This is a genomic window from Chloroflexota bacterium, assembly GCA_018648225.1.
Taxonomy (GTDB): domain Bacteria; phylum Chloroflexota; class Anaerolineae; order Anaerolineales; family UBA11858; genus NIOZ-UU35.
The window spans coordinates 1-11,858 of record JABGRQ010000046.1; the positions used below are offsets into that span (position 1 = coordinate 1).

An 11,858-nucleotide genomic window follows, 5' to 3' on the forward strand; every position below is an offset into this window, starting at 1 on the left:
CAGGCAGCGCGCTGCTGAAAACGGCCATGCAGCAATTACAGCTTTCGGCGCGCGCTTATCATCGCGTACTCAAGCTGGCGCGCACGATTGCTGATCTGGCCGGAGAAGCGAATATCCAGACTACAAATCTGGCCGAGGCGCTGCAGTATCGACCGAAGATGGATTTATTGTAAGTAGGGGAGTCGAATTATTTTAACGTGATCAGGACTTACACACTTTCGCAAAAGAAAGCCCGAAAATAGGGGTGTGTGGGGTGCTCCGCGCCCTACACACCCCTATTTTCGGTATATTTTTCATCATTTTGCGTAAGCCTTGGCGATTATTCTGCCATCGGTTGCTTGCGCCAGAAAAACGCCCAGTACATACTGATAGCAATCGTATACAGTGTAATGGTGATGGCGAAGGCCGGGCCGAAGCCGTAATGCACCTGTAAATAGCCACTAAGCGCCGGACTGAGCGCCCAACCAAAACTCCAGGCCATGCTCGAAAGGCTGGCTACTGTGCCGCGGGCGGAGGCATCGACGCGCTCCATTACAAAGGTCTGATAAACCGGGGTGCTCATATTCATCAACGCTAAACGGAAATAATAAGCTCCTGCGCTGACCCAGAACCACGGAGAAAAGCCAAGCAGCGCCAAAAGAGGCACCGACAAGCCTTGCGTGACCACCACAACAGGAATTTTGCCAAAACGATCGGCCAGCGGCGGCGCAATCAACAAGCCAACGCCCATCGCCAGCGATCCCCAGGCGAAAAGATTGCCAATCACCGGGTCGGGCTGATGGTGCACCACCCGATAGAAAACATTCATAAACGGCATCACCAATCCAGCCCCAATTGAGGTGATCAGCAAAGGCATAATCAGCTTGCCCAGCAATGCCGGATTCTCTACAGCGTATTTTATCGGTGCAAAGACCGAACGCTGATCGCTCTCCAAACGCTGACGGCGCAGCAAAAATAACGGCGCAATCCCCAATGCAAAAGTGGCTGCCACGACCAGCAAAGACCAGCCATAGGCCGCGCTGCTGGTCGCGGCTGCACCCAATTGGCGCCCCAACAACCCTGGCAGATAGCCGCCGATGGCATTGCCAAAAAATGCCGAAAGCATCTGCAAACCCTGGCTAAAACTGAATAAATAGGTGCGCTCCTGCTCGCCGCTATTTTCCATTAAAAACGGCGACATGGTGATTCCCCACAACCCCTGCCCCAGCCCGGAAAAGATATTCATGGCGTATAACGAAGGCTCCGTCGGCCAGATAACAACCCCCGCCACTGAAAAAGCCGTTAACAAACCACCCAAAACCAGCGAGTATTTACGCCCAAAAATATCAGCCAGATAACCCATGGGCAGCGCAGAAAGCAAAGCGGTGGTACTCGAAACACTGATCAAACGCCCAACCAACGACTCATCAAAACCCAGGCTGAGCACATAAAAATTGAACAGCAATCGGAACACGCCCATCGAAATGCCAGTGAGGATCACATTCAGCAAAAACAAGCGTGCATTGGGTCGAAATAAACGCACACGGTCAATATATGCACCCAGTGCGTTGCGAAGTTTTTCAAATATCATCATAGAATTGGAGATTATACTCCCGCCTTCGGAGGAGTCAAATAAATTACGCGGTAAAGGCAAAAACGCGCTATATTGAGAACATATTCTGCCAGATATGGGGGGATGTATTTCAAGCGCAGATCGTATTTACCCCCCAAAGCTGTGGATAACTCGCAAAAAACTGTGGAGAAGTGGTCTTTTATGTTGAAAACTCGTTCTAACTATGTGTAGCAGGATTGATAGCGAACCCCCATATCTGGGTGGGACTATTTTTAGGAAACCATATCTACAGAAAGCCTGATTCTCGCTAAAATCTATTGCGGTTGTTCGCGTTTTCTCCCCATCACCGTTGGGGAGAAAATTGACTGGCATTTCCCCCGGATATCGGACGGTCAATTAATTTTATGGTATATATGGCGTAATTCCCGACCCACTAAAAACTTATCCACATATCCCCAGCCCCTACTAAGACGACTATTTTAACTATTAATTATTATTTGGGGATACTATCTTTAAAAAAACAAACTCACAAAAAGGTACTCTTTTTTTCTTGCTCTTTGAGGGGATCATCTGCCACCGGAGAGAGTCCCGCCTTGATCAGTTGTGAGCGTAATTTCTTTACCGTCTTTTTTAACTCAGCCATCCGAACTTCGCGCCCAGCCATCATATTGACCAGTTTTTGAAGTTCTTCGGTACGCTCTCGAACTAATAGCTTCAGATGTTCCTGATATTGACGTAGTTCAAGCTCAACACGTTCGCGCTCTTCCAGGAATTGAATTCGGTCAACTACAACCGCCACATGCCGCGCCATGGTTTCTAAATATTCAATTTCTGCCTGTGTTGGAACCCGCACCCCTTCTTCCCCAAATGTCCCCGTTGCGATGGCGCCTAGACGCTGATGTTCCAAATATACTGGCACATTGATGATGGTCCGATTTCCTAAAGCGGAAACGATGTCTTTGTTCGTGCGGGGATCTGTGCGTGCATCTTCGGCAATGCAGATATGATCGCCTTGTGTAATCTCCTCATTCCAGGCATCGCCAGCTATTTTGAACTCACTTACCCGTGAACCAAATTCTTCGGCTTTTTTCCCGGCGCAAGTCAGAAGTTGAGCGTATTCCCTTTCTTCGCTCAGCACATAAATCCAGACATTATTATAGCCAAACTGAGTTTGTATTTCGCGTAACAGGGCATTCGCTACATCCTGATGGCTGCGCGCTCGCTCCAATTCCTGAAAAAGCCTCATCAGGGAACTTAGATGCCCCTTGTTCTTGGCGAAATCCGAAGTGGCAGCCATATTTTGTTACTTTCAAGCGAACTGGTTATTTTGTGGGGTAGATTGCTAAATCGTGGATGTCGAGCCGGGAACTCTTATTGAATGTTAGTGTACCATAAGATAATTTCCCATGCGGTGGAAAAGCCGCATATTGATTATCGATCCACAAGACGAATCCCAGTGGGGCTTGGGGCACCACCGGTGTTTCGAAGATCACAATATCATCCACAAAGAACTGGATGAACTCTGTATGCCAATGAATGCCGTAACTGTGCCATTGGGTTGTATCCAGAGGGAGACGGGCAGCATCCTGATGGATGAGGCGGCTTGCCAGTTTGCGCAATAACCGAGCCGTGGGGGTGAGCGCCAGGAATGGTAACGCCGGAAGCCCCAGCCCCAACAGTGCTGCGGGCCAGTGCGGAGAGCGGAAGGTAGCGGCTAATAATCCTTGTGCGGGCAGGTCGTCGCGCAGGGAGAGATAGTTCTGCGCCGAAGCGTAGAAGAACCAGGCCGCGTTGGGGAGTGCAGGCAAACGCCTTTGTCCACCGCCAAAACCAAAAGACAGGCTAAAGGGGTCATTCCAGAAGCCGAACCCCCAGGTGCCAGGGATTTTCAGATCGGAGACTTTTGCGCGCAGGCGCATTTGTAGCGGCGGCTGCCAGGGGAAGTTTTTGCGTGTGAGGGCACTATAATCATCGAGCTGCGCCAGACGATAGCTTCCCGCAGGGCCAGGAGGGAGTTTGAGTTTCCACGCGCCAACTCCCGAGGGAGTCAGGCTACTGTCGGGGGTGAGGGAGGGAATCAGATTCACGCTACTTCAAAAATATGTGTCAAAATCGTCGCTCCACTGCCGCCGATATTCTGCGCCATGCCGATTTTAGCATCCTGCACCTGTGAGCCAGCCGCCTGACCGCGCAATTGCTCGACAACCTCAACGATCTGGTATATGCCGGTAGCGCCAACAGGATGGCCGCGGGCTTTCAATCCGCCGCGGGTGGTAATGGGGATACGCCCCCCGATGACGATTTCGCCTTCCAGCCCCAGGCGGGGGCCTTGTCCGCGCTCGGCAAAACCGCAAGCCTCCAGCGACAGGGCGGACATAATTGAAAAAGCATCGTGCAATTCGAACAGGTCAATCTCGTTGGGGCCGATACCAGCCTGTGTGTAGGCCTGCCGGGATGATTTTTCGGCGGCAGTGAGCCACAACGCATCGCGTCGATCGTGAATGGCGAGTGTATCGGTGGCCGCCCCGGAGCCAATCACGCGGATAGCAGTGTGTGGAGCCATTTCGACAGGCATAAGCACAACGGCTGCGGCTCCGTCGCCAATCGCGGATGAATCCATCAGATTGATAGGATCGGAAACCATGCGCGCCTCGAGATATTTTTCGTGGTTCAAGGGGATATGCAAGCGGGCATTGGGGTTGTGCAGCGCATTGGCATGGGCGTTGATCGAAAAGGGAGCAAAATCGGCGTGCTGCCAGCCATATTCGTGCATATAGCGGCGCATGATAAGCGCATTCAGGCTGATGAACGATAGCCCGTGGATAATTTCGTAATCGGCATCGGCGGCAGTTGCCAGCCCGGCGGTAGCTTCTATGGGCAGGGCATCGGTCATCTTTTCTGCGCCGATAACTACGGCGCTGTTGACCTGGCCTGAGGCCACAGCCATCAGCCCCATGCGAAAGGCAGCCGCGCCCGACCCGCAGGCAGCTTCTACCTTGAAGGCTTCAATGCCGCGCATTCCCACCCAATCGGCGATCCAGGTACCGAGATGCTCCTGCCGCTCGAGCAGGCCAGAGAGCATATTGCCAACATACAAAGCATCCACGGCGGGCATAGCTGCATCTGCCAACGCAGCGAGAATCGCCTCCCCGGCCAGTTCTTTGAGTGATTTTGTCCAGTGTTCCGCGACCGGGGTTTGCCCGATCCCGATAATTGCAACTCTTCTCATAGGAATGAATTACCCTCACCCTGTCCCTCTCCCATAGGGAGAGGGTTTGTATCTATTCGCTTAGCAACCTCTCTCTTTAGGAGAGGGCGAGGGGTGAGGAGTTTAAAAAGTTTATCATCTATCTCTAAACTCTGCATGATACAATCGTGCCCGTTATGCGGGTAAAGTTACGCTCTATTTGGCGTTTGTTTCGGGTTGTATTGCTTATCTTGGCACTCGTTTTTCTTTTGGTACGCAGTGTACCCGAAGTTGGCGACCAGACTGAGAAAGTGCGCGCTTTTACCCGTCATACGGAATTTGACTATATTACCTGGACACTGGATGCAGTTCAAATTAAATTGGCTCAGACCGGTTTGGGCGCCGCGAACTACCTCTCGTCCGCCGACCAGCACCAGGTCGTGATCGATTACTTTGAGCTGATTGACCGCATCCAGCAACTGGAGCGTGATCTCGATGCCTACTACATCAGCCCAGAGATTATTCATCCCAAAATCGCAGCGCAATTTACCCGCGGTGAGTTGGATCAACTCTATCAACAACGTCAGCAGCTCGCGCCACTGGCCGAAGCGATTGTGCAAGCCCAACTCAGCACCGTGACCGCCGAACTCGGTCTGGGTTTTGGCGGGCAGCCGATTCCGCCGGTACTTTATCATGTTACGCCCCTGCCGCTGGCGCTGATCGTCTCGCCGCGGGATGTCATTCGTCAGGATGAAGATATTTCGCTGGATCCGAATCTGACCGTGGATCAACGAGTATCATTGGAAGCACAGGTGGATGCTGCGCTGAATGTTTCGACGGTGGTGGTTAATATTGGCGGCGTAGGCATGTACCCGACGATGGTGCAACAAACCACCAATATCAACTGGATGTTTGAAGTCGTCGCTCACGAGTGGGCGCATAATTACCTCACCCTGCGCCCGCTGGGACTGAGCTATATGAAAGATAATCAATTGCGCACGATCAACGAAACCACGGCCAGCCTGGCGGGCAAAGAAATTGGCGCCCGATTGATTGAACGCTTTTACCCCGAAAGGGTGCCGCCCCCGCCAGAGCCGCAATCCGAAAGCGCACCCACCGATACAGGCGCTCCCGAAAGTGAAGCCCCTCCCGCATTCGATTACCGCGCTGAGATGCACGAAACCCGTCTCACCGCCGATGCGATGCTCGCTGAGGGCAATATCGAAGCGGCTGAAGCCTATATGGAAGCCCGCCGCCAGATTTTTCTCGAAAATGGCTATAGCATCCGCAAGCTCAACCAAGCCTGGTTTGCCTTCCACGGAGCTTATGCCGATCTCCCAGGCGGAGCTGCCGGAGCCGCTGAAAACCCCGTCGGCGATACTGTGCGCCAGTTGCGCGCCCAAAGCAATTCGCTCAACGACTTCCTTTTTCGTATTTCATGGATTTGGAGTTTTGAACAGTTGGAAATGTTAGTAGACTAAAAAAAAACTCACCCTAACCCGCTCCCACTGGGAGCGGGTTAGGGTGAGAGCAAAAAGGAGAAACTATGCTCAAAAAATTACTCGTACCCTTATTGATATTGCCACTGATGCTGGCCGCCTGCAGCGGGGAGACTCAAGCCTCGCTCGAAGAGGCTCCTGTTGCCGTGGCGGATGCTGCATCCAAAGTGGAATCCATCGTAGAGCCTGTAGCCACTGAAGCCGCAGCAGAATCCGTTCCCGGAGAATTTACCAGCGTATGTACCCTGGTCAGCGCCGCGCTGGATGCACCCGAAGAATACGCTCAACTCTTCGGTGTCACCGAGAGAGACTGGGTCTATGGCCCTGAAACCGCCGCCCTTACCATTGTTGAGTACGGCGATTTCCAATGACCATACTGTGCCGAAATTGCGCCCGTGTTGGCGCAACTCAAAGTTGACTTTCCCGAAGATGTTCGTATTATTTACCGTCATTTCCCGTTGGCCTCCATCCACGATAAAGCCCTGCTCGCCGCACAAGCGGCTGAAGCGGCTGGCCTGCAAGATAAATTCTGGGAGATGCACGAATTCCTGTACGCAAATGCCCCCGAATGGAGTGAACTCAGTGTTGCAGAATTTCAGGCTTATCTGATCGAAAACACCGAATCCCTTGGGCTGGATGCAGACCAATTTGAAGTTGATCTGACTAGCCAAGAAATTGTGGCCTTCGCCGAAAATACCTGGCAACTCGGCCAACAGATGGGCTTGCCCGGCACGCCATTTTTTGTGATCAATGACAATCCGTATAATGGCCCGCTCGATTCTGCCAGTGTTGAGGCTACGCTCAACCTGCACACTCTGCCTGAGAGACAATACACCGAATGTCCACCGGCGGTGATTGATCCGCTTAAGGCCTACACCGCCACCATAGAGACCGAACGCGGCGATATCGTAATCGAACTCTTCCCCGATGTGGCTCCGCAGACGGTGAACAGCTTCGTCTTTTTGGCGCAAGAAGGCTGGTTCGACGATGCTCCTTTCCACCGCGTGCTTCCCGGCTTCATGGCGCAAGGCGGCGACCCCACCGGAACCGGAATGGGCGGCCCTGGCTATGCCTTTGCCAACGAAATCAGTGATGACCTGAGTTTTGATCGCGCTGGCCTGGTGGCGATGGCAAATTCTGGCCCGGATACCAATGGCAGCCAGTTCTTCATCACCTACGGGGCAGCCGAACACCTCAACGGCGGCTACACTATCTTTGGCGAAGTGCTCGAAGGTATGGATGTGCTCGAAAGCCTAACCCCTCGTGATCCTTCACAGGGTGGCGAACTTCCTGAGGGTGACAAGATCATCACAATTATGATCGACGAAAACTAAACGTTGAAAGTTTCAGGTTGAAGGTTGAAAGTTATCCGTACACTTTCAACCTTCAACTTTTAACGTTAAGCCGGTATAATCCCGCCCGCATCTTAAATAAAGGATTGAAAATATGGAAATAATTAACTTTTTGATTGACTTTATACTGCATCTCGATGAGCATCTCAGCGCCATCATTTTGCAGTACGGAACCTGGACCTATGCGATCCTGTTTCTGATTATCTTCATGGAAACCGGCTTTGTGGTGACCCCCTTTTTGCCCGGCGATTCGCTGCTCTTTGCGGCGGGAAGTTTTGCCGCCCTCGGCGCGCTCAACCCGATTACTCTTGTGATCCTGTTGTGCATTGCCGCCATCCTGGGTGATACTGTAAATTACTGGATCGGTCACTATATCGGCGAGCGCGCCTTTAGTGGTAATATTCGCTGGCTGAAAAAAGAATATATGGATCAAACCCATGAATTCTACGAGAAGCACGGCGGCAAGACCATTATTCTGGCGCGTTTTGTGCCCATTATCCGCACCTTTGCGCCCTTCGTGGCTGGTGTTGGCAAGATGAGCTATGGCAAGTTCATCTCGTACAATATCATTGGCGGCATCATTTGGGTCAATCTGTTCATCTTTATGGGCTTTTTCTTTGGCAATTTGCCCTTTGTGAAGAAAAATTTTGAGTTGGTGATTTTCGCCATCATCTTTATATCGTTTATCCCCCCTGTGATGGAGTATTTCAAAGCCCGCAAAGCTGTCAAGGCGAAAGCCGAAGCCAAAGTTGTGACGGATTAGTATTAAAAACTATAGTAACTGCTCAGGCTAACGTCTCCGCAGGGAGAATTCCGAAAAAAGGGGTGTGCGTGGGGGCATACGCCCCCACGCACACCCCTTTTTTCGGCCTCTTTTTGTTCGAGGCTGAGTAGTCACAAACTAAACCACAAAGGACACAAAGAGACACAAAGAAAAATTTTTGTGTTCCTTCGTGTCCTTTGTGGTTAAATAGCATTAAAGTATGAATATTTCTCCGCCCCCCGTGTTTCATCTCATGGCAAAACCGCGTGGCGCAATTTGTAATCTGGATTGCGCCTATTGCTATTTTTTGTCGAAGGAAAAGTTGTATCCGGGAAGCGATTTTCGCATGGGGGATGACGTGCTGGAAAAATATACACGCCAGTTTATTGAGTCTCAACGCGTCCCTGAGGTGACATTTTCATGGCAGGGGGGGGAGCCAACGCTGATGGGCCTGGAATTCTTTGAGCGGGCGCTGCACTTTCAGAAGAAATATGCCCGGCCTGGGATGAAAATTCATAACGCACTGCAAACCAACGGGGTCACGCTCAACGCCGAGTGGTGCAAATTCTTCGGGGATAACAAGTTCCTCATCGGGTTGAGTCTCGATGGTCCGCGGCAAATCCACGACGGTTATCGTAAAGATAAGGGCGGACAACCCACCTTCGAGCGAGTCATGTGCGGCCTGCATCTTTTGCAGGAACACAAAGTCGAGTTCAACACCCTCACTACAATCCATGCCCTGAATGTCGAATATCCGCTGGATGTGTATCATTTTCTCAGAGATGAAGTTAAATCAGCGTTTATGCAGTTCATCCCCATTGTGGAGCGAGATAACGAAACCGGCTACCAACAAGGCCGCAAAGTGACGAAGCGTTCGGTGGGCGGGCGGCAATATGGCGAATTTTTGACGGTAATTTTCGACGAGTGGGTGCGCCGCGATGTGGATCGTGTGTATGTACAAATTTTTGATGCGGCGCTGGGGGCGTGGTTGGGGCATCCGGGAAGTCTGTGCATTTTTGCCCCGATATGCGGCACAGCCCTGGCGTTAGAGCACAACGGCGATGTGTATGCCTGTGACCATTATGTCGAGCCGAAGTTTTTGTTGGGGAATATGGTTGAAACCGATTTGTCAGCGTTGGTGGCTTCCCCGCAGCTGGCGAAATTTGGTCGTGATAAGTTGGAAAAATTACCGCGCTACTGCCAAAATTGCGCGGTGCGTTTTGCCTGTCATGGCGGCTGCCCCAAGAACCGCATTTTGCGTACGCCGGGTGGCGAACCGGGACTGAATTATCTGTGCGAAGGCTACAAGCACTTTTTCACACATATTGATACCCCCATGAAAACGATGGCCGCCCTCATCCGTCAAGGGCGGCATCCGGCAGAAGTGATTAATTTGCTGAAAAAGGGTTGAAAGTTATGGGTTGAAGGTTGAAAGTTCGTCAATCCAAACCTGTAATTTTCAACCTTCAACTTGCAATTGTAGACCGCTAATTCCGAAACGCTTCTGCGGGCTCCAGGTTGGCGGCGCGCAGGGCCGGGTACGCCCCGGAGAGCAGGCCGATCAGTGCGCCGATGATGGGGGTAGCAAAGGGAGCGGATGGGTCTAATACCGGCGTCCACACCTGAATGGCGGAAACGCCAACCACGATGAACACGCCCAGGCTGGCTCCCAGCAGTCCGCCGACAATGCCCATCGCCGAAGTTTCTACAAGGAATTGCGCCGCGATATGGGTGCGCGTGGCACCGATAGCGCGCCGCAGGCCGATCTCGCCGGTGCGCTCGATCACGGATACAAGGGTGATGTTGCCGATGCCGATTGCCCCAACGATGAGCGATAGGCCGCCGAGCAGCAGGAACATCACGTTCAGGTCGTTTTGCACGGAGTCGCGCACGCGCGCGGGTTCGGGGGGATACTCGACCTTCAGGACGGTGGTATTATCCGGGCGCAAGGCCAGGGGAATCTGACGCGCAATCAGCGAGGCCGCGCCAATGCGCGTTTCGATGACCACCATCCCCGGCCCGGCCAGACCAAAATCACGCTGAGCCGTGCCTTCGGGCAAAATCACCGCGCCGAGCAAATCTGGCTGACGGGCGACATCCTGCAAAATCCCTACGACCAGATAAATATGATCGCCAATAGCGATAGCGGGCAATTGCTCCAGCCCGACGATGCCCAGACGCTGCGCGGCAATCGGTCCCAGCAGAGCCACCCGGTCGGCGCGTTGCGAGTGGCCCAGATCGGGGAAGCGCCCGGCGGCCATCTCGGCCCGCACGGACGGATACAGCCCCGGCGAAGCCGCGATAACGCTCATCTTGAAGGCGGTTTGGGCCTGGGGGTCTTTGACCGGTGAAGCGCTGACTAGCGCGTCGCCGATATCCACTTCGCTCATATTGCCAACAGCCACCACGCCATTGAGCCGCTCCAGGCGGGCGGGTGCATCCCAGGGCATGGCGCGCGGGTCCACGCCCGTGACGGTGGATTTGGCATTGACGGTGATCTGCGTGGCGGCGAGTTCATCGAACTGGCTGATAATGCGGTTGCTGGCGGTGCGTGATAAACCCAAAGTGGCGACCAATGCCGTCAGCCCGATTACAACGCCCAGAATGGTGAGGAACATGCGCCCGGGACGGGCGAACATCCCGGCAATTGCCTCGCTGAATAGGTCTTTGAGGGTGATACCGGAGGCGCGGGGGGCTGTGTCATTGCGAGGCGGTACACTTTCGCCGACACTTGCACCTGTAGTGTCAGGTACAGGTGAGCAATCGCCTATATCCGAAGAAGGGGATTGCTTCGCTGGCGCTCGCAATGACATATTGTTGAGTTTCCCATCAATGATGTGCACCCGGCGGGCGGCGCGGTTGGCGACGTTTTCGTCGTGGGTGACAACGACCAGGGTGAGGCCTTGCTGGTTGAGTTCGTCGAAGAGATCGAGTAACGAAGCCGCGGATTTTGAATCCAGGTTTCCGGTGGGTTCGTCGCACAGCAGCAGGCCGGGTTTGCCCATCAGCGCGCGTGCGATAGCCACGCGCTGACGCTCGCCGCCAGAGAGCTTGGGGGGCAGAAAATCGACCCGATGCCCCAGGCCGACGCGTTCCAGCGCGGCCATCGCACGCGCGCGGCGACCCTCGCGCGGCTGTTGGCGGTAGACTTCGGCCAGCATGACGTTTTCCAGCACCGAGCGATAGGGCAGTAGATGAAACGATTGAAAGACGAACCCAATGCGACGGGAACGCAAACCGGCGCGCTGGTTGTCGCTCAGGGTGGCGGTATCCACCCCCTCGAAAAGAAACTGACCTTCGCTGGGACGGTCGAGGCAGCCGAGAATTTTCAGCAGGGTAGATTTCCCTGCCCCAGAAGGCCCGGTGATTGCCAGCCATTCGCCCGCACCTACGCACAGGTTAATATTGGATAGCGCCTGCACGACTGCGCCGTTGCCGAATTGTCGGCTGATATTGGTTAATTCTAGAATAGTAGACATTTATAATAGGCACATTTGGTGACAAT

11 protein-coding genes are annotated in these 11,858 nt (G+C 53.3%); 6 read left to right on the top strand and 5 right to left on the bottom strand.

Annotated features, from left to right (window positions below):
- On the top strand, window positions 1-173 hold a 173-nt coding region (locus HN413_02440; GenBank protein MBT3389245.1), incomplete at its 5' end, for a hypothetical protein.
- Between the two features lie 146 nt (window positions 174-319).
- Here HN413_02440 and HN413_02445 read toward each other — a convergent pair.
- The 4 genes from HN413_02445 to HN413_02460 all read right to left on the bottom strand — a co-directional run bounded on the left by HN413_02445 (window position 320) and on the right by HN413_02460 (window position 4,781).
- A complete protein-coding gene (locus tag HN413_02445) occupies window positions 320-1,573 on the bottom strand; it encodes an MFS transporter (GenBank protein ID MBT3389246.1) in 1,254 nt (417 codons plus the stop codon).
- Between the two features lie 505 nt (window positions 1,574-2,078).
- Window positions 2,079-2,849, bottom strand: a complete 771-nt coding sequence (locus HN413_02450) for a GAF domain-containing protein (GenBank protein MBT3389247.1) — start codon at window positions 2,847-2,849, stop codon at window positions 2,079-2,081.
- Between the two features lie 25 nt (window positions 2,850-2,874).
- A complete protein-coding gene (locus HN413_02455) occupies window positions 2,875-3,639 on the bottom strand; it encodes a family 16 glycosylhydrolase (GenBank protein MBT3389248.1) in 765 nt (254 codons plus the stop codon).
- The gene (locus tag HN413_02460) at window positions 3,636-4,781 is read right to left on the bottom strand and encodes a thiolase domain-containing protein (protein ID MBT3389249.1); all 1,146 of its coding nucleotides are present in this window, start codon (window positions 4,779-4,781) and stop codon (window positions 3,636-3,638) included. The genes HN413_02455 and HN413_02460 overlap by 4 nt, the downstream gene beginning before the upstream one ends.
- Before the next feature lie 209 nt (window positions 4,782-4,990).
- Here HN413_02460 and HN413_02465 point away from each other — a divergent pair, with 209 nt between their 5' ends.
- From HN413_02465 to HN413_02485, 5 genes are all read left to right on the top strand, one after another.
- A complete protein-coding gene (locus tag HN413_02465) occupies window positions 4,991-6,220 on the top strand; it encodes a hypothetical protein (GenBank protein MBT3389250.1) in 1,230 nt (409 codons plus the stop codon).
- Between the two features lie 65 nt (window positions 6,221-6,285).
- The gene (locus HN413_02470; GenBank protein ID MBT3389251.1) at window positions 6,286-6,609 is read left to right on the top strand and encodes a hypothetical protein; all 324 of its coding nucleotides are present in this window, start codon (window positions 6,286-6,288) and stop codon (window positions 6,607-6,609) included.
- A 345-nt stretch (window positions 6,610-6,954) separates the two neighbouring features.
- Window positions 6,955-7,572: a peptidylprolyl isomerase gene (locus HN413_02475; protein MBT3389252.1), complete on the top strand. Its 618-nt coding sequence runs from the start codon at window positions 6,955-6,957 to the stop codon at window positions 7,570-7,572.
- 112 nt (window positions 7,573-7,684) lie between these two features.
- On the top strand, window positions 7,685-8,353 hold the full coding sequence (locus HN413_02480) for a DedA family protein (protein ID MBT3389253.1): 669 nt from the start codon (window positions 7,685-7,687) through the stop codon (window positions 8,351-8,353).
- A gap of 220 nt (window positions 8,354-8,573) precedes the next feature.
- The gene (locus HN413_02485; protein ID MBT3389254.1) at window positions 8,574-9,764 is read left to right on the top strand and encodes an anaerobic sulfatase maturase; all 1,191 of its coding nucleotides are present in this window, start codon (window positions 8,574-8,576) and stop codon (window positions 9,762-9,764) included.
- Between the two features lie 76 nt (window positions 9,765-9,840).
- Here the strand turns inward: HN413_02485 and HN413_02490 are convergent, their stop codons facing one another.
- A complete protein-coding gene (locus HN413_02490) occupies window positions 9,841-11,832 on the bottom strand; it encodes an ATP-binding cassette domain-containing protein (protein ID MBT3389255.1) in 1,992 nt (663 codons plus the stop codon).
- Window positions 11,833-11,858: the final 26 nt, after the last annotated feature.

What these genes read in the sequence shown, in the direction of transcription:
- HN413_02475 (MBT3389252.1), top strand. Translation starts at nt 6,955, where the DNA reads ATGGGCTTGCCCGGCACGCCATTTTTTGTGATCAATGACAATCCGTAT.
- HN413_02460 (MBT3389249.1), bottom strand. Translation starts at nt 4,781, where the DNA reads ATGAGAAGAGTTGCAATTATCGGGATCGGGCAAACCCCGGTCGCGGAA.
- HN413_02450 (MBT3389247.1), bottom strand. Translation starts at nt 2,849, where the DNA reads ATGGCTGCCACTTCGGATTTCGCCAAGAACAAGGGGCATCTAAGTTCC.
- HN413_02490 (MBT3389255.1), bottom strand. Translation starts at nt 11,832, where the DNA reads ATGTCTACTATTCTAGAATTAACCAATATCAGCCGACAATTCGGCAAC.
- HN413_02485 (MBT3389254.1), top strand. Translation starts at nt 8,574, where the DNA reads ATGAATATTTCTCCGCCCCCCGTGTTTCATCTCATGGCAAAACCGCGT.
- HN413_02445 (MBT3389246.1), bottom strand. Translation starts at nt 1,573, where the DNA reads ATGATGATATTTGAAAAACTTCGCAACGCACTGGGTGCATATATTGAC.
- HN413_02480 (MBT3389253.1), top strand. Translation starts at nt 7,685, where the DNA reads ATGGAAATAATTAACTTTTTGATTGACTTTATACTGCATCTCGATGAG.
- HN413_02470 (MBT3389251.1), top strand. Translation starts at nt 6,286, where the DNA reads ATGCTCAAAAAATTACTCGTACCCTTATTGATATTGCCACTGATGCTG.